Annotated in this window: 20 protein-coding genes; 14 read left to right on the top strand and 6 right to left on the bottom strand. The window is 64.4% G+C overall.

Annotation, left to right across the window (positions count from 1 at the left end; translation table 11 throughout):
• Positions 1–66 precede the first annotated feature (66 nt).
• Positions 67–2,265 (top strand): beta-glucosidase, encoded by a 2,199-nt coding sequence (locus AC5IJH_RS00785; protein ID WP_491900874.1) that lies wholly within the window; start codon positions 67–69, stop codon positions 2,263–2,265.
• A 93-nt stretch (positions 2,266–2,358) separates the two neighbouring features.
• Positions 2,359–3,639, top strand: a complete 1,281-nt coding sequence (locus tag AC5IJH_RS00780) for a metallophosphoesterase family protein (RefSeq protein ID WP_491900873.1) — start codon at positions 2,359–2,361, stop codon at positions 3,637–3,639.
• A 31-nt stretch (positions 3,640–3,670) separates the two neighbouring features.
• Here the strand turns inward: AC5IJH_RS00780 and AC5IJH_RS00775 are convergent, their stop codons facing one another.
• The 5 genes from AC5IJH_RS00775 to AC5IJH_RS00755 form a co-directional block, all read right to left on the bottom strand.
• A complete protein-coding gene (locus AC5IJH_RS00775) occupies positions 3,671–5,191 on the bottom strand; it encodes a glycoside hydrolase family 1 protein (RefSeq protein ID WP_491900872.1) in 1,521 nt (506 codons plus the stop codon).
• Positions 5,192–5,337: 146 nt separating this feature from the next.
• Positions 5,338–7,140, bottom strand: coding sequence for an acyl-CoA dehydrogenase FadE (locus AC5IJH_RS00770; protein WP_491900915.1), 1,803 nt, complete (start codon positions 7,138–7,140; stop codon positions 5,338–5,340).
• 38 nt (positions 7,141–7,178) lie between these two features.
• Positions 7,179–8,363 carry an acetyl-CoA C-acyltransferase gene (locus AC5IJH_RS00765; protein WP_491900871.1) on the bottom strand — a complete coding sequence of 395 codons (1,185 nt, stop codon included), beginning with the start codon at positions 8,361–8,363 and terminating at the stop codon, positions 7,179–7,181.
• 10 nt (positions 8,364–8,373) lie between these two features.
• Positions 8,374–10,848: a 3-hydroxyacyl-CoA dehydrogenase/enoyl-CoA hydratase family protein gene (locus tag AC5IJH_RS00760; protein WP_491900870.1), complete on the bottom strand. Its 2,475-nt coding sequence runs from the start codon at positions 10,846–10,848 to the stop codon at positions 8,374–8,376.
• A 30-nt stretch (positions 10,849–10,878) separates the two neighbouring features.
• Complete coding sequence (locus tag AC5IJH_RS00755; RefSeq protein ID WP_491900869.1) at positions 10,879–11,556, bottom strand: TetR/AcrR family transcriptional regulator; 678 nt, start codon at positions 11,554–11,556, stop codon at positions 10,879–10,881.
• Between the two features lie 186 nt (positions 11,557–11,742).
• On the opposite strand from AC5IJH_RS00755, the gene AC5IJH_RS00750 reads away from it, so the two are divergent.
• The 11 genes from AC5IJH_RS00750 to AC5IJH_RS00700 all read left to right on the top strand — a co-directional run bounded on the left by AC5IJH_RS00750 (position 11,743) and on the right by AC5IJH_RS00700 (position 24,163).
• The gene (locus tag AC5IJH_RS00750; RefSeq protein WP_491900868.1) at positions 11,743–13,695 is read left to right on the top strand and encodes a heterodisulfide reductase-related iron-sulfur binding cluster; all 1,953 of its coding nucleotides are present in this window, start codon (positions 11,743–11,745) and stop codon (positions 13,693–13,695) included.
• Positions 13,692–14,462 (top strand): electron transfer flavoprotein subunit beta/FixA family protein, encoded by a 771-nt coding sequence (locus tag AC5IJH_RS00745; protein WP_491900867.1) that lies wholly within the window; start codon positions 13,692–13,694, stop codon positions 14,460–14,462. The genes AC5IJH_RS00750 and AC5IJH_RS00745 overlap by 4 nt, the downstream gene beginning before the upstream one ends.
• Positions 14,459–15,448, top strand: coding sequence for an electron transfer flavoprotein subunit alpha/FixB family protein (locus AC5IJH_RS00740; RefSeq protein ID WP_491900866.1), 990 nt, complete (start codon positions 14,459–14,461; stop codon positions 15,446–15,448). The genes AC5IJH_RS00745 and AC5IJH_RS00740 overlap by 4 nt, the downstream gene beginning before the upstream one ends.
• A gap of 60 nt (positions 15,449–15,508) precedes the next feature.
• A complete protein-coding gene (locus AC5IJH_RS00735) occupies positions 15,509–17,218 on the top strand; it encodes an AMP-binding protein (protein WP_491900865.1) in 1,710 nt (569 codons plus the stop codon).
• A complete protein-coding gene (locus tag AC5IJH_RS00730; protein WP_491900864.1) occupies positions 17,215–18,054 on the top strand; it encodes an alpha/beta fold hydrolase in 840 nt (279 codons plus the stop codon). Before AC5IJH_RS00735 ends, AC5IJH_RS00730 begins: the two co-directional genes overlap by 4 nt.
• 120 nt (positions 18,055–18,174) lie before the next feature.
• A complete protein-coding gene (locus tag AC5IJH_RS00725; RefSeq protein ID WP_491900863.1) occupies positions 18,175–18,921 on the top strand; it encodes a hypothetical protein in 747 nt (248 codons plus the stop codon).
• 10 nt (positions 18,922–18,931) lie between these two features.
• A complete protein-coding gene (locus tag AC5IJH_RS00720) occupies positions 18,932–19,396 on the top strand; it encodes a DUF2141 domain-containing protein (RefSeq protein WP_491900862.1) in 465 nt (154 codons plus the stop codon).
• A 317-nt stretch (positions 19,397–19,713) separates the two neighbouring features.
• Positions 19,714–20,691 (top strand): LacI family DNA-binding transcriptional regulator, encoded by a 978-nt coding sequence (locus AC5IJH_RS00715; RefSeq protein ID WP_491900861.1) that lies wholly within the window; start codon positions 19,714–19,716, stop codon positions 20,689–20,691.
• Between the two features lie 20 nt (positions 20,692–20,711).
• Entirely contained in the window at positions 20,712–21,914 is a 1,203-nt protein-coding gene (locus AC5IJH_RS00710; RefSeq protein WP_491900860.1) for an MFS transporter, read from the top strand.
• 72 nt (positions 21,915–21,986) lie between these two features.
• Positions 21,987–22,757, top strand: a complete 771-nt coding sequence (locus tag AC5IJH_RS00705) for an SDR family NAD(P)-dependent oxidoreductase (protein ID WP_491900859.1) — start codon at positions 21,987–21,989, stop codon at positions 22,755–22,757.
• A 188-nt stretch (positions 22,758–22,945) separates the two neighbouring features.
• Entirely contained in the window at positions 22,946–24,163 is a 1,218-nt protein-coding gene (locus tag AC5IJH_RS00700; protein ID WP_491900858.1) for a sugar MFS transporter, read from the top strand.
• 63 nt (positions 24,164–24,226) lie between these two features.
• On the opposite strand, the gene AC5IJH_RS00695 is transcribed toward AC5IJH_RS00700, so the two are convergent.
• Complete coding sequence (locus AC5IJH_RS00695; RefSeq protein WP_491900857.1) at positions 24,227–24,553, bottom strand: hypothetical protein; 327 nt, start codon at positions 24,551–24,553, stop codon at positions 24,227–24,229.
• 331 nt (positions 24,554–24,884) lie between these two features.
• Here AC5IJH_RS00695 and AC5IJH_RS00690 point away from each other — a divergent pair, with 331 nt between their 5' ends.
• On the top strand, positions 24,885–26,333 hold the full coding sequence (locus AC5IJH_RS00690) for a M20/M25/M40 family metallo-hydrolase (RefSeq protein ID WP_491900856.1): 1,449 nt from the start codon (positions 24,885–24,887) through the stop codon (positions 26,331–26,333).
• Positions 26,334–26,345 lie beyond the last annotated feature (12 nt).

The following is a 26,345-nucleotide window of genomic DNA, read 5'->3' as shown; positions in this document are numbered from 1 at the left end:
TTCCTGGCCCACCGCAACGCCGCGATGGCTATGATGGTGGCCGGATGAAAGGGTCCACATCGAACAATGAAGCACGTCTGTCTTCTTCTTGCTGCTACTCTCGCGCTCTCCTCTGGTAACGCTCTCTTCGCACAGCACAGTCACACGGCACCGGCCGATGCGCAGCCAGAACGCGCTTGGATGAAGGCGGGCCTCTCCCCCGATGACCGTGCGGCTCTCGTCCTGCAGCAGATGACGCTCGACGAAAAGATCGAACTGCTGCACGGCAATGGCATGCCCGGATGGGGCAAGCCGCGGCCGAATGCGTATCTCGGTAACGGCGGTGCTGGCTTCACGCTTGGCAGCACGCGGCTTGGTGTGCCGACGATCCAGATGAGCGACGCTGCGTATGGCGTGCGCAGCAGTGCAGAGAACGGACGCTACTCGACCGCGCTGCCGTCGAACCTGGGCTCGGCTGCCAGCTGGAATCCCGACGCGGCCTGCGACTATGGTGCGCTGATCGGCCGCGAACTGCGCGCGCAGGGCTACAACATGACGCTCGGTGGCGGCGTGAACATCACGCGCGAGCCGCGCAACGGCCGCACCTTTGAATACATGGGTGAGGACCCGGTGCTGGCTGGCACGCTGGTTGGCAATCGCATCCGCTGCGAAGGCGCGCAGCACGTCATCAGCGACATCAAGCACTACGCGATGAACGACCAGGAGAACGGCCGCACAGAGGTGGACGCGATCATCTCGAAGCGAGCCATGCGCGAGAGTGACCTGCTGGCCTTCGAGATCGGCGTGCACGTCGGCCAGCCCGGCGCCGTGATGTGCAGCTATAACTCGGTCAACGGTGATTACGCGTGCGAGAACAAGTACCTGCTCACCAATGTGCTGAAGGATGACTGGAAGTTCCCCGGCTTCGTCATCTCCGATTGGGGTGCAACGCACAGCACGGTGAAGGCCTCGGCTGCCGGACTCGATAATGAACAGCCGCTCGATGATTTCTATGGCGACAAGCTGAAGCAGGCCGCCCAGAGCGGCCAGGTGCCGATGGCGGAGATCGACGACCATGCGCGGCGCGTGCTGCGGTCGGAGTTTGCTGCCGGTCTCTTCGACTTTCCCGCGCAGAAGAGTGTCGTGGATATCGAAGGCGGCCTGAAGACGGCGCAGCGCATCGAGGAGCAGAGCATCGTGCTGCTCCGGAATCAGCAGAACATCCTTCCGCTCGACGCTGCGAAGGTGCGGTCGATCGCGGTGATCGGACTCAACGCGGATAGCGGCATGATCTCGGGCGGCGGCTCAGCCCAGGTCGACCCGCCGGGACGTCCTGCTGCCAAGTGGCAGGCGCATGTGTGGTTCCCCACGTCGCCGCTTGAGACGATCAGGGCGAAGGTGCCGAACGCGAGCGTGAACTACGGCGGCAGCGATCCGGCGAGCGCAGCCACGGCCGCGAAGTCGGCGGATGTGGCGATCGTCTTCGCATACCAATGGGAGAGCGAAGGTATGGACCTGCCGGACCTCGCGCTGCCCGACCAGCAGGAGGCGCTGATCGAGGCTGTCGCCGAGGCCAATCCGCACACCATCGTTGTGCTCGAGACGGGCACGGCCGTGACCATGCCTTGGGCGGACAAAGTCGCGGGCATTGCCGAGGCCTGGTATGGCGGCAGCCGCGGTGCTGAAGCGGTGGCGAATGTGCTGTTCGGCGATGTGAACCCCAGCGGCAAGCTGCCCATGACGTTCCCCCGCAGCGTGGCCGATCTGCCCCATCCGCAACTTGTGACGCCGCCGCCGGGGGGCCGCAGCAATCAGGCGGCGCAGGAGTCGAAGGCCGCCAAGGCATCGTTCGAGGTGCATTACGACGAGGGGCTCAAGGTCGGCTACAAGTGGTACGACGCCGAGCACAAGCCGGTGCTGTTCCCCTTCGGCTTCGGACTGTCCTACACCACCTTCCGCTACTCCGGGTTGCGGCTCGGCGAGGGGCCAGATCACAATGCCACCTTCACGGTGACAAATGCAGGTCAACGCGCAGGCGTCGAGATCGCCGAGGTCTACGCGGCGCTTCCCGCAGGTGCCGAGGAGCCGCCCAAGCGCCTGGTCGGCTGGGCGCGGGTGGACCTCAAGCCCGGCGAGAGCCGCGAGGTGAAGGTCACGATCGAGTCCAAGTACCTCTCCGTCTGGGACGAGCAGAAGGGCTGGCACCTGGTCCCGGGGCAGTACACGCTTATGGTCGGTGGCTCCTCGGCCGACCTGCCGCTGCACCGGGAGACCGCCATTCAGTAGCCCTGCATGTGGTGAAGGTCGCGCGTTGCGGATTCGCGCGGCCTTCATCGACTGCTGGCACAATACGAAGGCATACCCGAGAAGGAGCCAACCATGGCGAAGTCCCCCACGCCCGGCCACGCGAAGACGCCTAAGCATCCTCAGCCACCGAAGCAAAGGCATCCAGGTGCAACGCCCAGTAGCGGCGACCCTTCCTTCGCGCAGCCTTCGCCGTCGCCCGATCCGACCAGCTTCCGCGATCCTGTCACAGATCAGAAGCTGCGCCAGATTGCTACCGTCGAGCCATTTCCGAAGTCGCGCGGCAACACAGCAGAGCCGATTCTTCAGCTGGCCGACGCGCTGGGATCGAACGGGGCGTCGCGCGTCGCCGCGATTCAGAAGTCCGGACAGATCGTCTTCCATGCCGTGGGTGACACAGGCAGCGTCAAGGGACCGGATACGCAGTCGCTGGTCGCGGACAAGATGGTCGCCGACTTCGGCGAGGATAACGCCGCTGATGTGCCGTCGTTCTTCTACCACCTCGGAGATGTCGTCTACTTCTTTGGCGAAGCCGAGTATTACTACGATCAGTTCTACGATCCCTACCGGAACTACCCCGCACCGATCTTCGCAATTGCCGGCAATCACGATGGTGTCATCTACGCAAAGGATCCGGAGCCGACGCTCGACGCTTACCTGCGCAACTTCTGCTCTGAGCAAGCAGTGCACACGGCAGAAGCGGCGAATCTTGTTCGGACTGCGATGATCCAGCCCGGTGTGTACTTCACGCTCGAGGCGCCTTTCGTGCGGCTAATCGGGCTCTATAGTAATGCGCTCGAAGATCCCGGCGTGATCTCGACCGAAGGCGGCGCGTACCCCACTCTCAACGACGACCAGCTCACTTTTCTTGAGGCGGCACTTGCGCGCTGCAAGAGCGAGAACTACAGCGGCGCAGTATTTGTCGCGGTGCATCATCCGCCGTTCACGGGCGGCGTGAATCACGGCGGCAGCCCGCGCATGCTGAAAGACATGGACGACGCGGCGACGCGTGCCGGCTTCTGGCCCCATGTCGTGCTGTCCGCGCACTCGCACAATTACCAGCGCTACACGCGCGTGGTGAACGGCACGACGATCCCGTACATCGTCGCCGGCATGGGCGGACACAACGTGGTGAAGATGCGTCCTGCCCCGAGTGGCGCCACCATCCGGACGCCGATGGCGGCTGGCAACGACCTGACGCTGGCCAGCTACGACGACACGCACTTCGGCTACCTGCGCGTGATCGTGAGTGCGACCACGCTGCGGATCGAGTTCCATCCCGCAGAAGATGGTTCCACGACCAAGACACCGGATGACGCGTTCACGCTCAATCTGAAGACGCGCGTCATCTCGTAACTATAAAGCGTACAAACTAAGGGTCAGAGATTCAGACCTGGAGATGGTGGGCGGCTGCCACACGGCCATACCAAAGGCCAGAGTCTTTGATCGTGCGCTGCTGCGTGCCGAAGTCGACGTATGTGAGTCCGTAGCGTTGGCTATAGCCGTCCGCCCACTCGAAGTTATCGAGCAGGCTCCACGCGTGGTATGAGCGCACACGTGCGCCGTCCCGCATAGCACGCGCGAGTTCAGCAAGCACCTGGCTGAAGAATGCCGTGCGCCGCGCATCCGGCACGCGGCCGTGCACGTCCGGTCCGTCAAGGTAGCTACAGCCGCTTTCGGTGATCTCGATCATCGGGTGGTTGTACTCACGCGAGATCTGCATCACGAGATCGTAGATACCGGACGGCCATACCTCGAGTCCGGCGTCGGTGAGTGGACCTTCTGTCGGCATCTCGGCATGGAAGCGCGTATACGGGTCGCGCCCCTCACCGCCGTCGAGCTCCGTCTCGGTACCGAACTGTCCACGGCCAAACGCAGCGTCTGCATCGGACACGATGCGACGCGTGTAGTAGTGGAAGCCAACCCAATCGAGCGGTGCCTTGAGCCGCCGCTCGTCGCCACTCTGGAAGCCCATCCGGTCGAGCGGCGTCTCGCCCGCGAACGCCCTTGGGTACTCGCCGGTCATGGCAGCGTGCAGGAAGAAGACGTTGTTCATGGCGTGATAGCGCGCAGTCGCGGCGATGTCAGCGACGCTTTGCGTCTTCGGATAGGCGGGTGCCATGCCGTAGGCGCTGCCCACTGTGGCGTGCGGGCTTGCCGCCTTGATCGAGCGGAGTGCATCGCTCTGCGCGAGAGCAACCGTGTGGGCCGCTCGGAGGAACAGCCCATAGTCGGAGCGTGCCGGCGGGAACACGCCGACACCGTAGCCGAGGTAGCAGAAGGTCCATGGCATATTGAACGGTGCCCAGACGGTGATGCGATCGCCAAGGTGCTTCGCGAGCAGGCCCGCGTACTCTGCAAAGTAGCCCGCCAGATCGCGGTTCGGCCAACCGCCGCGATCTTCGAGCGCCTGCGGCAGATCCCAGTGGTAAAGCGTGCAGAACGGCCGCAGATTCGCTTCGAGCAGTGCATCCACGACGCGGCTGTAGTGATCGAGCCCCTTCATGTTCGGCGCGCCCGTGCCCGTCGGCTGAATGCGCGGCCAGGAGATCGAGAAGCGGTAGCCACGCTGATTCAGCCGACGCAGGATGCCGATGTCTTCGCGATACCAATGGTACTGGTCACACGCGATGTCAGCTGTTGCCGCGCCGCGGATCTTGCCCGTCGTGTGCGCGAAGCGATCCCAGATCGACTCGCCTTTGCCGTCCTCATTCCAGGCGCCCTCTACCTGGAACGCAGAAGTAGCCAGGCCGAAAATGAAGTCAGCGGGAAAGCGTGCCGGCGCGATCCGCTCGGCACTGACCTCGCCGGGAACGGTGGCCACCTCTGCCGCGCGGGCAAGCGAGCGTGGCAGGAGCGATGCGGCGGTGGTGCGGAGAGCGCCATCGAGAAAGCTGCGACGATTCACGGCGGGACTCCTGAGCAGCACTTTGGGGCAGCGCTGGCAGCACTGGTGTAACAACCGGGCATGTCCTTAGTCAATCGGTTGCGTAAAGCTCAGCAAAAGGCCCGGCGCCAAAGCGACTCCGGGCCTGCTGTAGTGATGGTGTGCGTTTAGAGCCGGTAACCGCCCGCGTCGAGCTGCCGCTGCGCAACCTGCCGGCCAAGCGCGATGGTGTCCTCGGGGGTGTGCTTCAGCAGGCGGCGCAGGATGGCCAACTGGGTGCGCAGCATGTCACCTTCTGCGACTGCGGCGAGGACGCGACGTGCCGCCTTCTCCGTGGTCGTCAGCGCGTCCGCCGCGAATAGTTTCACCATGGACTGCGCGGTCTTCGAGCCGGCCGCGCGGCCCAGCTTGCGTGCTCGCAGCAAGGCGGACTCCAGCGCAAACACCGCCATTGTGATGTCGGCCAGGTCGCCCATGGCCTCCTGCTGATCCGCAAGCGCCTGCATGTATTTCTGGCTGGCAGAACCAGAACAGAAGAGTGCCGCCTTTTTCAGGTTGGCAAGCAGAGCTGCTTCGGTTGCCAGCGGATCGTTCGTGTCGTCGTCACCATCGAAGGAAGGCGGCTCCATGACGTCAGCCATCAGCTTCTTGATCGCGCTCAGCAGCGGCAGTTGGCCGGTGGCCGCGCGCTTCATCAGCCAGCCGGTGATGATCAGCCGGTTGATCTCGTTGGTGCCCTCGAAGATGCGATTGATGCGAGAGTCGCGGTAGGCGCGTTCGGCCGGATACTCCTCGACATAGCCGTAGCCGCCATAGATTTGCAGCGTGTGATCGACGACCAGGTCGAGCATCTCCGATCCCCAGACCTTGAGGATGGAGCACTCGACGGCGTACTCCTCGACCTTCTTCTGGATCTCGCGCGCATTCGTGGCTTCATCGCCTTCGAGCGAGCCGAGCGCCGCGTCGACCATGCCGATGGTGCGGTAGCACATGCTCTCAGCGACGTAGATGCCGGTCGCGCTCTCGGCCAGCTTCTGCTGAATCAGCCCAAACTCACCGATGCTCTTGCCGAAGGCCTTGCGCTCTTTCGCATAGCGGACAGCGTTGGCGAGCGAGTTCTTCGCACCGCCAATTGCGCTGGCGCCCAGCTTGAAGCGGCCAATGTTCAGAATGTTGAACGCGATGTGGTGGCCTTTGCCGATCTCGCCGAGCACGTTGCCGACCGGCACCTTGCAATCCGACAGGATCAGCGGGCACGTGGAGGAGCCTCGGATGCCGAGCTTGTGCTCCTCTGCGCCGATCGAGAAGCCGGGCGTGTTGCGCTCGATCAGGAAGGCGGTGAACTTCTCACCATCGATCTTCGCGAACACGGTGTAGACATCGGCGAAGCCCGCGTTGGTGATCCACATCTTTTCGCCATTCAGCACGTAGTGCTGGCCATCCGGCGAGAGCACACCGCGCGTGCGCAGGCTCATCGCATCGGAGCCGGAGGAGGCCTCGGAGAGCGCATACGCACCCACCCATTCGCCAGTCACCAGCTTGGGCAGATACTTCGCCTTCTGCGCTGCCGTGCCGTACCAGATGATCGGCAGCGTGCCGATGCCGACGTGCGCACTGAAGGTCGTCGCGAAGCTGCCCAGGACGGAGATCTTCTCCGCCACGATGGCGGAGGTGACCTTGTCCATCGCCAGCCCGCCGTACTCTTCCGGCGCATCGGTCGCCATCAGGCCGAGCTCGCCGGCCTTCGCCAGCAAGCTGCGGATCAACTTGTAGTCCTTCGCCTCGATCTCGTCGGCGACGGGCAGGACCTCCTTCTGCGCGAACTCGGAGGCCGTCTCGGCGATCTGCCGCTGTTCATCGGTGAAATCTTCCGGGGTGAAGACCTCAGCCGGTGTTCGCTCTTCGATCAGGAAGCTGCCGCCTGCCGCTGCCTTCACTGTTGTCTCGGGATGTGCTGCCAGTGTCGCCATCATGTCGCTCCCTTGGTGACGTATCTTGTTGCGGATCCTTAATTCAGGTTCTCGAAGATGCCTGCAGCGCCCATACCGCCGCCGACGCACATGGTCACGAGCCCGTAGCGAACCTTGCGCCGTTGCATCTCGTGCAGCAGGGTAGCGGTGAGCTTTGCGCCGGTGCAGCCCAGCGGATGGCCGAGTGCGATCGCGCCGCCGTTGACGTTGACCCGCGCAGGATCGATGCCGAGTTCACGGATGACCGCGAGCGACTGCGCCGCGAAGGCCTCGTTCAGTTCGACCAGCCCGATGTCGTCCAGCGTCAAGCCGGCGAGCTTCAGCGCCTTAGGCACCGCGTGTACCGGCCCGATGCCCATCACCTCCGGCGAGCAGCCCGCCGTGGCAAAGGCGACAAAGCGCGCCATGGGCTTCAGGCCGAGCTCCTCCGCGCGCGTTGCACTCATAACGATCGCGGCTGCTGCGCCATCCGAAGTCTGCGACGAGTTGCCCGCCGTGACCGTGCCCTTGGTGTGAAAGGCGGGCTTTAGTTTGGCGAGTGCTTCGGCCGACGTGTCCGCGCGGGGCCCTTCGTCAACGCGGAAGCTGCGCGCCTCCTCCTTTGGCTTGGCCGAGCCCGGCCTCGGCGTCCGCTCGGTCCACTCGAACGGCACGATCTCTTCAGCGAAGTGGCCGTCCGCGATGGCCTGCAGTGCCTTCCGATGGCTGCTCAGCGCGAACGCATCGGCATCTTCGCGGGAGACGCTGTAGCGTTCGCCGACACGCTCCGCGGTGAGGCCCATCGAGAGATACGTGGCGGGCAGATGATCGACCAGCCAGGGGTTCGCGCTGATCTTGTGGCCGCCCATGGGAATCATGCTCATCGATTCGGTGCCGCCCGCAACCACAACCGATGCGCCACCGCCGCGGATACGATCGGCGGCTTGTGCGATCGCCTGCAGGCCAGAGGCGCAGAAGCGGTTGACTGTCATGGCGGACGTTTCGACCGGCAGACCGGCGCGAAGGCTCGCGATGCGGGCTACGTTCATGCCCTGCTCCGCCTCCGGGTGCGCACAGCCAATGATGACGTCCTCCACCTCGCGCTTGTCGAGCGCGGGAACGCGCGCAAACGCGCCCTCGATAGCTGTTGCTGCCAGGTCATCGGGGCGGGCTGCTGCCAAACTGCCACGGCCTGCCTTGCCGACGGCGGTACGAACGCTGCTGACGATCACTGCTTCCTGCATGGGGTCCTCGTTAGTTGCGCAGCGGCTTGCCGCTGTTCAGCGTGTAGGCGATGCGCTCCTGCGTTTTGCGCTCGCCGCAGAGCGAGAGGAAGGCCTCGCGCTCGAGATCGAGATAGTACTGCTCGGTGACGCGTGTGCCAGGCGCCACGCGGCCGCCACACAGAATGTGCGCGACGTGGCCAGCGACCTTGATGTCGTGCGCGCTGGCATAGCCGGATTGCTCGAGGATGTACGCGCCCAGCTTGAGCGTCGCGAGTACGCTCTCGCCCGCTGCTGGAATGTCCATCCGCCACGCGGGCGCGCTGTAGCCTGCGTCGGCCAGCGCGAGCGCCGCGGCTTTGGCCTCGAGCAGCAGCCGCTCGCGGTTGAGTGTGACGCCATCCTCCGGCGTGAGCAGGTTCAGTGTGCGCGCCTCCTCGGCAGAGGTTGAAACCTTCGCCATCGCGATGGTTTCAAATGCCTGCTTCATGGTGTCGACCAGCTCGGTCGAGATCGCAACGCGCGCCGCATCTCCGAAGGCACGAGCCGCGGCATCAGTCGCCTTCAGCGCAAATTCCTTCGTGCCGCCGCCGCCCGGAATGAGCCCCACACCTGTCTCGACCAGCCCCATGTAGAGCTCTGCGTGCGCCTGCCGGTGCGCTCCGTGCAGCGAGATCTCTGTGCCACCGCCGAGGCAGAGCGCGTACGGTGCGACAACGACGGGACGCGGGCAGAACTTGATCGACTGAGTCATGCGCTGGAAGGCGCGGATGGTCAGGTCGACGTCGTCCCACTCGCCCTCCTGCGCAGCCAGCAGCAGTTGCATCAGGTTCGCGCCGACGGAGAAGTTCTCCCCATCGCTGCCGATGACGAATGCGCGGAAGTCGCGCACCGTCTCAGACGCGGGGTCGAGCGACTTCGTGATCATGCGGATGATGTCGTCGCCGATCGCACTCTTCTTTGAGTGCAGCTCGATTGCGGCCACGCCGTCGCCGAGATCGATGAGCGACGCGCCGGGGTTCGAGCGGACCACACCGTGGCTGACGCGGAAGGCGGCGATGCGGGCCAGGCCTGCCGGGCGTGTGATGGAGTCGTAACTGCGCGTAGTGGTGTTGTACACGCGCGTGTCGTGGTCGGTGTACCAGGAGCGTGCCCCCGAGGCAAGCATCTGCTCAACTACCGGGCTGACGTGTTCACCGGCCTGCTGCATGCGGGCGACGGTCTCCGGCACACCGGCTGCATCCCACATTGCGAACGGGCCAAGCTGCCAATTGTAGCCGGCGCGCATGGCTGCATCGATGCTCGCGGCCGAGTCGGCGATCTCGGGCAGGCAATCGGCAGTGTAGTTCCACAGCCGCGTCAGCAGCTTCCAGTGAAAGCGCGCGGCTTTGTCCTTCTTCTGATCACCGGATAACAGCAGGCGCAGGCGCTCTGGCAGCGACTCGATTGTCTTCGCCATGTCGAGCGCGGGCAGCTTCGGCTTCGCGGACGGCTGATACGTGAGCGTCTTCAGGTCGAGCACTGTGCGAACATCCTTGCCATCCGCGCCGCGTTCCTTCTTGTAGAAGCCGCCGCCTGTCTTGTCACCCAGCCACTTGCGTTCGAGCATCGTCTCGAGGAACGCGGGCAGCGCGGCCTGTCCTCCAGCGTCGGTGCTGGCGGCACGTGCGAAGTTCCGCGCTACGTGCGCCAGGATGTCGAGCCCGACCATGTCGGCCAGCCGGAATGTACCCGTGCGCGGTAGCCCGATCGCTGTCCCGGTCAGCGCATCGACCTCTTCGACAGCCAGTCCCTCCTCCTCCATCACGCGCAGCGTTTCGAGGATGAAGAAGGTGCCGATGCGGTTGGCGATGAAGTTGGGCGTGTCCCGTGCGCGCACCACCTCTTTGCCGAGGTTCTGATCGAGAAACGCGGAGAGGGAAGCGAGCGATGCGGGATCGCTGTCAGGCCCAGGGATGACCTCGACCAGCCGCATGTAGCGTGGCGGGTTGAAGAAGTGCGTGCCAAACCACCGGCGCCGCAGCTCGGCCGGCAGCACGCTGGCGATCGAGCCGACCGGGATGCCGCTGGTGTTGGTCGTCAGGAACGCGTGCGGCGCGACATGCGGCGCCACTCGCTCAAGCAGCTTATGCTTGATGTCGAGGTTTTCCGTAACGGCTTCGACGATCCAGTCGCAGCCGGTGAGCGAGGCAAGGTCGTCATCGAAATTACCGGTGCGGATGCGAGCCGCAGCCGCTGGTGCGTAGAACGCAGCAGGCTTGCTCTTCTTCAGTGCATCGACCGCTGTGTCGGCGATCTGGTTGCGGGCTCCATCTGTCGACGGCAGATCGAGCAGCAGCACGTCGATACCAGCGTTCGCCAAATGCGCAGCGATGCGTGCGCCCATCGTGCCTGCTCCCAGCACCCCGGTCCGGCGCAGCAGCAGTGGCGCACTGCGGCCAGGGGAGGCGGGCGTTTGCTTCGAGGCCTGCGGTTCGTTGTTCCGACGTTCGGCGACGGCTTCCATGCCTCTGCTCCTGTATCGGTGGTGAGTGCTCTACTCGACGCGCGGCGAGGTGCGGGCTGCGGCTGATTGCGAGAGCAGGGAACCTGTTGCCAGTCCCGAGCTGTGCATGCGCAGGTACTGGTCGATGATTGCGGTCAACTCCATAGGCCCGGCCGGCTCATACCAGCTCGCCAGTCCGTGGATGGAGCCCGCCAGGATAAAGGCGGAGATCTTCGCGTCACAGGGAGCAATGGAGCCGTCCTCGATGCCGCGCTCGATCAGTGCACGCACGCGGTGATCGATCTCGCGTTTGCGTGAGCGGACCAGCTTGCGGCCGCTGCGCGACAGCTCGCCGTCATCCAGGCGAATCACTGCGCGGCCAAAATCACCAGCGATGATGCGTATGTAGCCCGCGATGAAGTCTGCTACCTTGTCCAGTCCGGTCTTCTGCTCCTGCTCGATTCCGTCCAGCATGCGATCGATCAGGTCCGTGCCCAGCCGGAAGATCTCGACCAGGATCTCTTCCTTGTTGCGGAAGTAGTGGTAGAGCGCCGGCTTGGTGATGTTCAACTGCGTGGCCACGTCGTTCATCGACGTGCGGGCATAGGAGCGCTCGAGAAACATGAGCACAGCGGTACGTAGTACGGCTTCGCGTTTGCCATCCGGATTGCGCTTGCGGTCGGCGAACAGCCGCCGGTGCGGCTGCAGGGCCGCGGACTGCCTGGCCATCGGTGCGCTCCGGCAGTGTTTGACACTGCCACTCCCGGTTGATATCTTACTCGCCGGTAGGATTTGCAGTACCCGTTCTACGCGCACCCGGCGCCATCGCGCAAGCGAATTTTCGAGCGGGCGACACCAAGGTCAGCTGCATCGCAGTGAAAGCAGCCGCCGATCCGGTGCGCTTGAGGTCAGGCCATGATGAACCCCGCAGTCGCCGCGCTCGTGCTTCCGCTTCACTATGCGGAGCCGCCCTCGTTCACCGGGCTCGAGAAGCTGCTGCTGGCGCTCGCCATCCTGCTCTCGGTGGGCGGCTTCTTCGCCCGTTTCAGTCGCGTGCTGCGCAACATCCTGACGGCTCGCAAGGACCCGGACTTTCACCTCTCGCACGTCGGCCGACGCGTGTGGGACTTCTTCTGGGAGGTGCTGTGCCAGGCGAAGGTGATCAAGGAGCGGCCGCTGCCCGGGCTCGCGCACGCCTTCGTGTTCTGGGGCTTCCTCGCGTTCGCGCTGGTCTCGCTCAATCATTTCGCGGCCGGCTTCGGACTGGGCTTCCTGCCGCCGGAGAGTGTTGTCGGCCGCTTCTACTTCTGGTTTGCTGCGATCTTCGCGCTGCTCGTGGCGGTCTCGATCGCGGGCCTGTTTGTGCGCCGCTTCTTTGTTCGGCCCATCTGGCTGGGCAAGAAGGTGTCCTATGAGTCGGGCGTGATCGCGTTTCTGATCTTTGCCCTGATGGTCACCTATCTGGCCGCCTTTACCGTAGACCCGGCATCGGTAACAGCGCGCGGCCTGTGGTGGGCGCACGCGCTCTGCATCCTCTCGTTCCTCCCGCTGATCCCGCACACGAAGCACCTGCATCTCGTGCTCAGCCCAGTGACGATCTTCCTGTCGCGCGGCGAGTTCAGCCGAATCCCGCCGCTTGCGGGCGATGAAGACTTCGGTCTGGTCAGCGGTAAGGACATCACGCAGCTGGTCTCGCTGCAGGCCTACTCCTGCGTGGAGTGCGGCCGCTGCACCGAGCACTGCCCGGCCACGAACACGGGCAAGATTCTCAACCCGAAGCAGATCATTCTGGGTGTACGCGGCTACCTCAACGACCTGGGGCCGCATGCAGAGGAGCCGCTGCTCGGCACCTACAACTCGCAGGAGGCGGCCTTCCAGTGCACCACCTGCGGCGCGTGCGAATACCAGTGCCCGGTCGGCATCGAGCATCTGCCGATCATCATCGGCCTGCGCCGCGGGGCTGTAAACACGGGCTCCTATGAGGACGATCACGGCACCAAGCTCTTCCTGAATCTCGAGCGCAATGGCAATGCGCTGGGCATGGGCGCCTCCGAGCGCGACAAGTTCATCAAGAAGCAGGAGCTGCCCATCTTCGACGGCTCGCAGGAGTACTGCCTGTGGCTCGGCTGCATGGGAGCCTACGATCCGCAGGGGCGCGAGATCATCGCGTCATTCGCACGTGTGATGCAGTACCTCGGAACCAGCTATGGCGTGCTCAAGAAGGAGAAGTGCACTGGCGATCCGGTGCGTCGCCTGGGCAACGATCTGGTGTTCCAGCAGCTCGCGGAGCAGAACCTGGAGATCATGAAGCAGCAAAAGGTCACACGCATTGTGACGATCTGCCCGCACTGCGTGCGCACGATTGCGAAGGATTGGCGCGAGTTCGGTGCGTCGCCCGAGATCGAGCATCACAGCGAGTTCATGGCGCGCTACCAAGACAAGTTGCCGAAGCTGGACGAGGGTGCCGACGCGCCAAGCATCGTCTATCACGATCCCTGCTACCTGGGCCGCTATCGTGGGACCTACGATCAGCCGCGCGAGGTGCTCGCGCGCGCCGGCAAGGTGATCGATCCGCCCCGCGCACGCGAGCGCTCCTTCTGCTGTGGCGCTGGTGGCGGCCTGGCCTTCCTCGGTGAAGAAGGCGGCGATGCCCGCATCAGCCATGTGCGCGCGCAAGAGCTCGCCGCGACCGGCGCCAGCATCGTCGGCGCTGCGTGCCCCTTCTGCAACACCATGTTCCGCGACGCGCTCGCTGCCACCAGCGATGCGCCACCGCAGTTGCTCGACATCGCGCAGATCACGGCGCAGGCCATCGCTGCGCAAACCCAGTCCGCTGCGGCGGCATCCACCGGAGCACAGAACGCATGAAAATCATCGTCGCCATCAAGCAGGTGCCGGTCCGCGACTCCACCCTGCACATCGATGGGAGCGCGCACTGGATCGAAGAGGACGATCTCAGTTTTGAGATCAACGAGCCGGACGCATACGCGCTCGAAGAGGCGCTGCAGCTCAAGGAGAAGCACGGCGGGGAAGTGGTCGCCCTGCTCGCCGGCCCGGAGCGTGGCGCGCAGACCATCCGTGAAGCCCTCGCCAAGGGCGCTGACCGTGCCATCCACATCGAGTGCGATGACCTGGCCACGCTCGACACGCTGGGCATCGCGCACCGCCTTGCCGACGCCATTCGCGAGGAGAAGGCAGACCTGATCCTGACCGGCCTGCAATCCGACGACCTCGGTCTCGGGCAGACTGGCGTCGTGCTCGCAGAACTGCTCGGCATTCCGCACGCCACCATCATCATGAAGGTCGACGTGGATGGCAGCTCGATGACCGTCAAGCGCGAGCTCGAAGACGGCTGGTACCAGAACGTCCACATGCCCTTGCCCGCGCTGCTCACCATTCAGTCCGGTATCAGCAAGCTGCGCTACGCGACCTTGATGGGCATCAAGAAGGCAAAGACCAAGGAGGTGAAGCGCATCTCCGCGAGCGATCTGCCCACGGCTGCGGCCGCAACAGCGGTGCTCGAACGCGTCTACATGCCGGAGAAGAAGAAAGAGACGCAGCTGCTCGAAGGGTCGCCGAGTGAGGCCGCGGGCAAGTTGGTCGAGAAGCTGAAGTTTGAGGTGCGAGTCCTATGAGTGGCGTTCTGGTTATGCTGGAGCATCGTGGCGGCAAAGAGTTCAACCGCATGTCGTGGGAGGCGCTCGCGGCCGGGCAGGAGATCGCAGCCGCGTCTGGCGAGCCGCTAATCGCTGCTGTGATGGGCGATGGTCTCGACACGCTCGCAGGCGAGCTCGCAACAAAGAAACTCGAGCACGGCTGGCGCGTAGAGCATCCGCTGGTCAAGGAATACACCGCAGACGGTTACGTGAACGCAGCCGAGCAGCTCATCCGCAAGCTCGAGCCCAGCTTTGTCGTCTTCCCGCACACCTACCAAGTGCGCGACTACGCGCCCCGGCTCGCCACCCGATTCGGGCAGGTGCTGCTGGCGGATCTGGTGGGACTCGCGCGCAAGGGTGACGGCTTCGTGTTTGTCCGCCAGCTCTTCCAGGGCAAGCTGAATGCCGACTATCGGCACACCGGCAGCGGTCCGTGCTTCGTCTCCGTGCAGGCCGGCGCCTTTCGCGCTGATGCGCTCGAAGCCGGTAGCACCACGGTCGAAACCTTCGCACCGCAACTCGATACATCCTCCATCCGGCAGAACCCAGAGGCGCCGTATCGCGAGGCTGCGCAGACGGTCGATCTGAACGCAGCGCCAATCATTGTGTCGGTCGGCCGCGGTATCAAGGAACAGGACAATCTGCCGATGATGGAAGAGCTGGCTGCGGCGCTGGGCGGGGAGCTCGCAGCGTCACGACCGATCTGCGACAACGGCTGGCTGCCCATGGAGCGGCAGGTCGGCAGCTCCGGCCAGACGGTCTCGCCAAAGCTCTACCTCGCGGTCGGCATCTCGGGCGCGATCCAGCACCTGGTCGGCATGAAGGGCTCGAAGACGGTCGTCGCCATCAACAAGGACGAGAACGCGCCCATCTTCGAAGTGGCGGACTACGGCATCGTCGGCGATTTGTTCGAAGTGGTGCCTGCCCTGACAGAGGCCATTAAGAAAGCGAAGGGCATGTCGTAAGCTGCTCTCCGGGACCGTCGCGGCGCGGACGCACGCGGCACCCCATGCACAATCACGGCGTTGGGGGCGAGCTCGATGGCGCAATGGAGTGACGATCTGCTACCGCTGGGCCGCGCGTACCACTGGGAGCGCGCCCGAGCCGGCGAGACTTATTTGGTACAGCCGCTGCCCGATGGCAGCGTGCGCCAGTGGACGTGGCGTGAAGCCATGGACGAGGCCCGTCGGATCGCGACGTTTCTGCGCTCGCGCGGTTGCGAGCCCGGCTCTCGCATCGCCATCCTGTCGCGCAACAGTGCGTGGTGGATCCTGGCAGAACTCGGCTCTTGGATGGCTGGCATGGTCACGGTGCCACTCTATCCGTCGCTGCGCGCGGCCTCGCTTCGTGAACTGCTGACGCATGCGGAGGTGAGCGCGTGCTTCCTCGGCGCAATGGACGATCGCGAGGCCATGCAGCAGGGCGTGCCCATGGGCGTGCTGCGTATCGGCATGCCGAACGCCTCACGCGACGTGCTCCGCGGTTGCGACCGGCGCTGGGATGAGATCCTCGCGGACTGCGAGCCGCTCCGTGAATCGCCGGTGCGCGCCGCCGACGAGTTGGCCACCATCGTCTACACCTCCGGCACCACGGGCCGCCCCAAGGGGGTGATGCACCGTTTCTCAGTCTTTCCGCAGATGGGCGACAGCATCGCCAGGCTGGTCAACATGGACAGCAATGAGCGGTTCATATCGTACCTCCCGTTGGCACATATAGCCGAGCGCGGCATCATCGAAGCCACCAGCTTGCACATTGGCTGCACCGTGTACTTCACCGCTGGGCAGGAGAGCTTTCTTCGAGATCTCAAGCGTGCGCGGCCCACGCTCTTCTTCTCCGTGCCCCGACTCTGGCTGCGCTTCCGCCAGGGCGTGCTTGAGAAGGTGCCGCAGCCGAAGCTCGATCGACTACTGCGCATCCCGCTCCTCGGCAGCTACGTGAAGCGCAAGATCCTGCGCCAGCTTGGTCTTGCGCACGTGCGCTTCGCCGCGTCCGGCGCGGCGCCGCTGCCGCTCGAAGTGCTTAAGTGGTACCGGCGGCTCGGGCTAGGGTTGGTCGAAGGCTACGGGCTGACCGAGACCGGCATCCCGACGCATGCGCCACGGCCAGAAGACTTCCAGCTCGGCTACGTGGGGCCGGCCATGCCCGGGGTCGAGGTGCGGCTGGCCGAAGAGGATGAAGTGCAGATGCGCAGCGCGATGAACATGCTGGGCTACTACAAGGATGATGAGCAGACCCGCGCCTGCTTCACAGCCGACGGCTTCCTGCGCACGGGTGACAAGGGAGAGCTCGCGCCCGACGGCCAGCTCAAGATCATCGGTCGCGTGAAGGAGCAATTCAAAACCAGCAAGGGAAAGTACGTCTCGCCCGTACCGATCGAGAAGGCGCTGAGCATTCATCCCGCGCTCGAAGCGATCTGCGTGATGGGCAGCGGCTGTCCGCGCCCCTTTGCTCTCGCGGTGCTCTCCGCTGAGGCGCGTCAGCGCTGCGAGGGCGGCGCTCTCGACGGCCAGTTCGGTACGGAGATGCATCAACTGCTCGATCGCGTGAACGCAGAGCTCGATCCGCATGAGCGACTCGGCTTCCTTGCCTTGGTGGACGGGCCGTGGGATATGGAGAGCGGCTTGATCACGCCCACCATGAAGCTGCGCCGCAGCGCTCTCGAAACGCGCTACTCGAAGCAGGTCGAGGCCTGGTTTGCGGAAGAAAAGACGGTGCTCTGGGCTAGGGGGCTGTGAGCGGCAGCATCGAGCGCGTGCGCATTGCCGGGCGCGAGCTCGAAGCGCGTTATCTCGCAACGCCGCACGTCACCGAAGCACGCGAGCCGATCGTGCTGCTGCATGAGGCGCTGGGCTCTATCTCGCACTGGCGCGATCTCCCGGAGCGGCTTGCTGCCGCGACGGGCCGCGAGGTGCTCGTCTATTCGCGCCCCGGGCATGGCTGGTCCGAGGGGCCGCCAGAGCCGCGCACGCGCCGCTACTACGAACAGCAGGCGCTTGAGGTGCTGCCGGCCATGCTGCAGCATTTCGGAATCACGCATCCGGTGCTGCTGGGTCACAGCGAAGGCGCGGCGATCGCACTGATCTATGCAGCACAGAGCGAAGCTGCACAGAGCCAGGATGCGGAGGGCCACGCTGCTCAACACCATCACGCCGCGCGTGCGCTGATCCTCGAGTCGCCAATCCTGGTGGGCGAGCCCGCAGCCGCGGCGGGAATGGCGATTGCGGAGCGTGCCTGGCACGAGACAGACTTCCGCTCGCGGCTGGCGCGTCATCATCGCGATCCGGACAGCGTGTTTGCCGCGTGGCTCAGCATCCGCGGGTCGGAAAGCCTCTTGCGAGCGCCGCTCGCGGCCGTGCTGCCCGTAATCGAGACGCCCATCCTGCTGCTCCAGGGCGAGCGCGATGAGTACGCGACGGCACTGCAGGTTGAGGCGCTGCGGCCGATCGCGCCGCACCTCGAGGCGGTCATCCTTCCCGGCCTGGGACACACGCCGCATCGCGAGCAGCGGGAGCTCTTCCTCGAGCACGTGATGGCGTTTCTCTCGCGCCTCGGGCCGCAGCTGACTATCTGACCAGTCGGTAAGATTTTAATTGCCAAGTGTCACTGTGGCTGATTAGTCTTCCCGCTGTCCTGAAATGGATATACCGCTGCGCCGCCTCGGCCGCAGCCCTCTCCCGGAGGCCCAATCCCCATGCGCACCAATTCTTTCTTGTCGGCGCACCTGTCGCGCTATGTACTCGTGCTCATGTCCGCGCTGTTCGCACTGCCCACGCTGCGCGCACAGCAGTACGTTGGCCGATACGAACTCTACAGCGGCTTCACCACGCTCGAGACGCCCCATCGCAATCTCGAGCAGCGCGGCTACCATTTCCAGGCGGGTTACAACTGGCGCACCTGGTCCTCGCTGGGATTCGATTACTCGATCAGCAGCGGGCACAACACCATCACCCCACAATACCTGCCCACCAACCTGCAGCAGGCGCTCAAGTTCGAACTCGGCCCCGCTTACGGGCTGGTGGCGGTGCCGGTGGACAGCACGACCCAGACCTTCGCCGCGGGCCCGCAGTATGTCTATCGACGCTTCGAGCGCGCCACATTCTTCGTGCGTCCGGCGCTGGGCGCGGTGCGAGAGTCTGCCACCCCAAAGCCGCACGATCCGCTCAACACTGCGGTTGTGGCTGCGCTGGCTCCCTCCGGCCACAAGGGGGACTGGCAGGGCTTCTACGGGTTCGGCGGCGGCCTCGACCTGAATGCGACGAAGCACATCTCGCTCCGGATGCAGACCGATGTCGTCTACTACCACATCTTCAATGACCTCCTGCGCGATGGCAGTTGGACGATACGCTGGTCCATCGGTCCGTCCTTCCACTTTGGACATAACGTTCGCGCCCAAACGAGCGTCCAACCGTCCAGCGGAAGCACGTTCAACCGTCCGTAGGAGACTCTCATTGAACATTCACTACACGCGGCGCGCAGCGCTGCTCGGCTGCGCGTTGCTCGCGTCGTGTTTCTCCGCTCTGGCTGCGGATGCGGGCACGGGGAACTGCTCGCTCACCATCCACGTCAGCGGATTTCGTAACACCACCGGTGATCTGGGTGTGGCGCTCTTCCGAACGCCGGACGGCTGGCCGGAGAACGTGGACAAGTCGTACCGGCATGGTCCGTTTCCAATCGAAGGGGACCACGGCACCGCCCGCTTCGACCATCTGCCGCCTGGCCGCTACGGCGTCGTGGTGCTGCACGATGAGAACGGGAACAAGAAGCTCGATCGCAACTTCCTGCTGGTGCCCAAGGAGGGGTTTGGCTTCGCCAACAATCCTCGCATCGCTTTGGTCGCTCCCGGCTTCGAGAAAGCAACGATTCCGGTTACTTGCCCGTCGACATCGATCGATGTACGCCTGATCTATAAGTAGAGTTCCGCAATAAAGCCTGCTCGTCGAGAGATAGATCTCACGTCCGCGGAAGAGTACCGCGCAACGGTGCGCCCGGGCTCTTTCGGGTGTAACTGTCGTCACAGCGCTTCCCGCGGAGAAGACCTCTCCGATAACAGTGCTCCCGGTAAAAACGGTTTCCGGGTAACCCCGCCGCTCCAGCGCTTCATACTTTCCAGGTGCGCAGACGCATCGCGCCGGATAGTATCTCCATCACGCAAGAGAGGCCGGGCGAAACAGGAATGGCACCTAAGAAAAAAGAAACTCAGTACGGAGAGAAGCCGGTCAGTCTGAAGATCTTGGCTGAGCACCTTGGACTCAGCCCCGCCACTATCTCGGTCGTGCTCAACGATGTCCCGGGCCGCTCCATCCCCCAGGTCACACGGGATCGCATCAAGGCTGCCGCCAAAAAGCTGAACTACCAGCCAAGCCTGCTGGCGCGCTCGCTGCGCAATCGCCAGACGCACACCATCGGCATCCTCGTGCCCGAGCTCGGTGAGGGCTACCACACGCAGGTGCTCAGCGGGATCGGCGATCACCTGGTGCAGGAGGGCTACTTCTACTTCACCGCTCACCACCGCCACAAACCGGAGCTGGTGGAGGAGTATGCCCGCCTGCTGGTCGGGCGCGGCGCCGAGGCTCTGATCCTGGTGGATACCAGCTTCACGCACAACTTCCCGGTACCCGCAGTAGGCGTGGCCGCGCACCGGCGCATCCCCGGGGTTACCAATGTGATCGTCGACCAGGCGCGCGCAGCAGAGCTGGCCCTCGAGCACCTGCACACGCTGGGCCACCGCACCATCGCGTTCATGCGCGGGCAGCCCTTCAGCTCGGACTCGGAGGATCGCTGGCGTGGCATCGAGCGCGCAGCCAAACGCCTGAGCCTGCGCATCGATCCGTCGCTCGTTGTGCAGCTCGACAAGGACCTCACCACGCCCGAGCTGGGCTACCCCGTGGTGAAGCAGCTTCTGACAGCTGGCAAGCGCTTTACGGCGCTCTTCTCCTTCAACGACATCGCCGCCATCGGCGCGATCCGCGCGCTGCGCGACGCCGGGCTGCGTGTGCCCGACGACGTCTCCGTCCTCGGCTTCGATGACATCCACGCCGCCGCATTCATCACGCCTAGCCTGACCACCATCCGTCAGCCGCTCGACGAGCTGGGCCGCACCGCTGCCCGGGTCATCCTGAGCCGGATACGCGGAGAAAAGGAGTATGGTGACCAGGTAGCGGTCGAGCCCACACTGATCGTACGGGAGTCGACGCGTCCCCTGGCGTGAGTGCTGTCTCCCGAACCTCCGTGTCCGCCTCTTCCTACTCGCCCGGCCCGATTGTCGGCTTGCAGGCGATCGAGGCGCTGACGGGTATTGGCCTGACTCTACCCGGCGCCGCCCTCCTCGCATTTGCCGGCACCTGGCACCTCGATGACGCCGCCTCCGGCCGTCTTCTGCTGGCGTTTTTCGCCGGCGCATCGATCGCCCCGCTGTTCATCGGGAACTCCCGTTTCCCACGATCCATGGCAACGGGACTGGCCCTCATGGCCGCGACCGCAGCAGCGCTCGCATTCGGCCATGGGCATCTGCTTTTTTTGCTGGGGCTGCTGTTCGGCATCGGGCTTGGCATCGCGATGACCGCGAACAGCCTGCTCACCGGTGAACGCTATCCGGAGCGTCGCGCCGCTATGCTCACCCTGCTCAACTTTTCCTGGAGCGCCGGCGCCGCGCTCTCGCCGTTCGTGGTCCGGTTCATCCTGCTGCGCGGCGGTGTGCGTGCTCTCTTCACTAGCGTGGCCGTGTGCTCGCTCATCGGCAGTCTGGGCGCACTGCGCTTTTCCCCAGGCGTACAGAGGATCGGCGCCGCTGCCGAGCGTTCGCCCTCCCGGATGGCCGGTTCCTCGCGGGTGGTCGTCTTCTTCTGCGTCTTCGTCCTGCTCTACTGCGGGTCAGAGGCCGTGCTTAGCGGCTGGGTGCTGACGTACGTGCATCGGCTCGGCTACCGCGCCGCTGCCCCCGCTCTCGCTGCGTCCTGCTTCTGGCTGGCACTTTTGGTCGGTCGCGCGGTCGCGCCCGCCTTGCTGCTGCGGGTCCGCGAAGAGCGCCTGCTCGTGCTGGCTCTGCCGGGCGGCCTCGCCGGCATTGGCGGACTATTGCTCCTGCGCCCGTTTCCGGCGGTGATGGCCTCGGCCGCGCTGGCCGGACTCTGCTTCGCACCGATCTTTCCCATCTGCGTCTCCATCCTGATGGCGCTGGCGGCCGACGCACGCCAGGCGCGCTGGATGTTTGCCGTGGCCGGGGTCGGCAGTGCGCTGTTCCCCTGGATCACGGGCCGCATCTCTGCGTCCACAGGCTCGCTGCAAACCGGGCTGCTGGTGCCGCTGGTCGCGCTTGGCATCATGCTGGTGATGCTGCGCTGGCCTGGCGGCGGCATGGATCTGTTTCGCCAGCTGGCGCACGATCCGAATGCGGAGCTGGCCGGGGAAGCGACCGTGCTGCCCTCAATCTGAGCGCCCCGCCGTTTGCCCCGCATCGAACCACTGGGCGCTCCGCAGAGCTTAGGCGAAGCCTCAGGAGGCACCATGAGTCGTCTCGCAGGTCGCACGGCCGTCATCACCGGTTCCAGTTCGGGCATCGGGCAGGGCATCGCCATTCGCTACGCCCAGGAGGGCGCGCGTGTCGTGATCGACTATGTTGGCCACCCGGAGGGTGCGGACGAGACGCGCGACCGGATCGTCAAGGCGGGTGGTCAGGCGGTCGTCTGCAAGGCGGATGTGACCCGTATGGACGACCTGCGCAACCTGATCGATACCGCCTGGAAGAGCTTCGGTGCCTGCGACGTCCTGGTGAACAACGCTGGGATGGAAAAGAAGGCCGACTTCTGGGAGGTCACCGAGGCCGACTATGACAAGGTGCTGGCTGTGAACCTAAAAGGGCCGTTCTTTCTGACCCAGTACTTCGTCCAGCGTCTGCTTGGCGCAAAGCAGCCTGGGCGCGTCATCAACATCTCCTCCGTGCACGAGGACATGGTCTTTCCCGGCTTCGCGAGCTATTGCGCCAGCAAGGGCGGCCTGCGTATGCTGACGCGCGATCTTGCTGTCGAGCTCGGACCGAAGCAGATCACGGTCAACAACATCGCCCCCGGTGCCATCGCGACGCCGATCAACAAGAACCTGCTCGACAACAAGCAGGAGATGAGTGCGCTGCTCGAGAACATTCCGCTTGGCCGCATGGGCACGGTCGAGGATGTCGCAGGGCTGGCAGTGTTTCTCGCATCGGATGAAGCGGCCTACGTCACCGGCTCCACGTACGTGATTGACGGCGGCCTGATGCGCAGTTATCACGAGCAGTAGCCCCGGGCCCGGGGTGCTCTGTTTGTGGTAGCTTTCGTTTCGGGGTCGGCACGGCCTCCGATGCGGGACCGTGCGCAGATTCGTCAGTTCGCAGGCACAGTTCGGGGAGATCGATGGCTTTAGGCAGCGCTTCAGGACAGGCAGTCTCCGTATCAGAGAGCGGCACCGCGAATTTCAGTCGGGCCCTCATGATTGTGACCTCGCTGTTCTTCATGTGGGGCTTTCTCACCACACTGAATGACACACTCATCCCGCAGTTGAAGCAGATCTTCACCCTGAACTACACCCAGGCCATGCTGGTGCAGTTCTCCTTCTTCGGCAGCTACTTCATCTTTGCCCAACCGGCGGGCAAGCTGATCGAGATGATCGGCTACAAGCGCACCATGGTGGTCGGCCTCGCCGTGATGGCAGTCGGCGTGTTCCTGTTCCTGCCCGCCGCCAGTGCGCAGTCTTATGGCTTCTTTCTCGCGGCGGAGATCGTGCTCGCTGCCGGGATCACGGCGCTTCAGGTCGCGGCCAATCCGTACGTCACGGTGCTCGGTCCGCAGCAGACTGCGTCGAGCCGCCTCAATCTGACGCAAGCCTTCAACTCGCTGGGTACTGTGATCGCGCCCCTGTTCGGCAGCGCCTTTCTGCTGGCGAGTGCGGAAAAGCTTGCCCACATGTCCAAGGTGGAGCAGGCAGCATCCGTCAAGATGCCGTATGCGGGCATCGGCGTTCTGCTGATCCTGCTCGCCATCGCGATCGCCCTGATCCGGCTGCCCCGGATCCAGACCACGCGCGAGTTCCGCACCACAGGCGACGCTGCAAACCCGATGGGCACCGTGTGGTCACACCGGCACGTGTGGCTCGGCGCAATTGGCATCTTCACCTACGTCGGCGCTGAGGTGGCGATCGGCAGCAGCCTGGTGAACTACATGGAGCAGCACGCGATCGGCGGCTTCTCCGCGCAGCGCGCAAACGCGTACCTCATCTTTTACTGGGGCGGACTGATGGTCGGCCGCTTCATCGGCTCTGCCGTTCTGCAGCGCGTCAGCACGGGGCCGCTGGTCGGGGCCTTTGCCGTCGCGGCCGGCCTGCTGGTCACGCTCTCTATGCTCACCTCCGGCCACTTCGCCATGTGGTCCATCCTGCTGGTCGGTCTCTTCAACTCGATCATGTTCCCCAGCATCTTTACGCTGGGTACGGCGCACATGGGCCCGCTCACTGGCAAGGCCTCCGGCCTGCTGGTGCAGGCAATCGTGGGTGGCGCGCTGATCCCGCTCGGGCAGGGCGCGATTATGGACAAGATCGGCATCCACCACGGCTTCATCCTGCCGGTGCTCTGCTACGTCTTCATCGCGTACTACGGATTCGTCGGTTCGCGTCCGACCGGCGCCTCCATGGACCTGGTCGCAGCCGAGTAGGTAATCCAGACGCAGCAAAGGGCCGGCTCCAGAGCCGGCCCTTTCTATTTGGTGCGGGACTTTTTAAGCGGCGCTGCTCTTCTCAAAAGTGAGCGCGGCGATCTGCTCCGCAGAGAACATCAGCTTACTGCCATCAGTCCGATCGACCACCTGCATCGGCACACCGGCCTGCAAGGTGCGGTGCATCGCCTTGCGGTGGAAGGGCGAACTGCTGAGCAGGGTGCACAGGCGATCGAACACGGGCAGCCACTGCCGCGCACGCGCGCGGATCGGCTGGCCGGGACCTTCCGGCTCGGCGAAGATTTCGAGCTCCATGGAGCCATCTTCTGTCGTTTGCGTTACCGGGATCGGGCGGAACTGGAGAGAGTACCGGGTCGTTTTCGTGTTCATGGCCTTTTCGTCCTGCCTCTTCGGGTCGGGTGCACTGCTTGGTACAACAGCAGTAAGACTCCGTTTCAGCCTTCTATGTTGCTTGCTCGCTGGGTTGCCTCTGTTGTATGACTCGACCCGGCAGCAAGCCCGGTTCACATCAGTTGCTCGCACGAATCGTGCGAACGTAGCAGCCAACCCGAGTATGGCATGCGGACCGCGAGCGGCCGGTGAAATTTGCCTCACTTATGCGCGCGATAGAAATCCTCCCTGCGGTATGCGTAACCATTTGCGTAACCCATGTCAGGCTGTCGGACAGGTCTGCATGCCACATCTGGTACCCTCAAGCCCGATGAATCCTCGCCGCCTCGCTACTGCCGCCTGTGCTCTCGCGTTCGTCTGCTGTTCTCTCCACGCCCAATCCGCTGCCGCGTCGGCCAAAAGCTCCGAGGACACGCACAAAGAGGCGGTTGACGTCTTCCGCCAGTTGATCGAGATCAACACGACCGACTCGGTCGGCAGCGTCACGGCTGCCGCGAAAGCCATGCAGCAGCGCTTTCTTGATGCTGGTTTTCCGGCTTCCGATATGCAACTGCTCGGGCCGAACGACCGCAAGCAGAACCTGGTCCTCCGCTATCGTGGCGCGAGCGGGCCAAAGCCGATCCTGCTGATCGGCCACCTGGACGTCGTCGAGGCACGCCGCGAGGACTGGACCACCGACCCCTTCCAATTCGTCACCAAGGACGGCTACTACTACGGTCGCGGCACGCAGGACATGAAGAACTCCGACGCCATCCTGGTCGAGACGCTGCTTCGCTTCCACCGGGAAGGCTTCAAGCCCAGCCGCGACATCATCCTTGCGCTGACCGCGGATGAAGAGGGCGGCAAGTCGAACGGCGTCGAGTGGCTGGTCAGGAACCACCGTGACCTGGTCGATGCCGAGTACGTTCTGAACCCCGATGGCGGCGGGGTGGAGTTGCGCAACGGCAAGCCGACCATCTTCTCCGTCGACGCGAGCGAGAAGCTCTACGCCGACTACCAGTTGCTCGTCACGAACCCCGGCGGCCACAGCTCACTGCCGGTGCCGGACAACGCGATCTATCAGTTGGCGGATGGGCTCGAGAGCATCCAGCACTACACCTTTCCCCTGGAGCTGAACGGCGTCACCCGCGCCTATTTCGAGGCAGAGTCGAAGATCCTCGCCGGGCAGACGGCCGACGACATGCGCGCTCTGCTGCGCACGCCGCCCGATGCCGAAGCAGCGCGACGCCTCAGCCAGGTGCCCGAGTACAACTCCACCCTGCACACCACCTGCGTAGCCACGCGCCTGGATGCAGGTCACGCGAACAACGCGCTACCGCAGCGCGCGGCAGCGAACATCAACTGCCGCATCGTGCCCGGCCACTCACAGGAAGACATCCGGCAGGACCTGATCCGCGTGCTGAATAATCCGAAGATCACGGTCAGCTACGTCGATGATGGCGGCGGCGTGCACGAACGCGGCACCGATCGCCGCGCCTTCGCTCCCGCAGCTGTCAATCCCGAGGTGATGCATGCCCTCAACCAGATCGTGCCGCGCATGTGGCCGGACACGCCGATTGTGCCGACCATGGCGGACGGCGCGTCCGACGGCGTGTACACCATGGCGGCGGGCATGCCGACGTACCAGATCTCCGGCATCGCGCTTGAGACAAGCGACGCCCGCGCGCACGGGCGCGACGAGCGGTTGCCCATCGAGTCGTTCGCACGCGGCGTGGACTTCTACTACGACTTCCTGAAGACGCTGACCACGCCGCACTAGACGGCCGGAACG

The organism is Candidatus Dedyshia acidiphila (assembly GCF_051025295.1).
Lineage (GTDB): Bacteria > Acidobacteriota > Terriglobia > Terriglobales > Acidobacteriaceae > KBS-83.
Note: the sequence above shows the minus strand (reverse complement) of the source record. Positions and strands in the feature narration are given on the sequence as shown.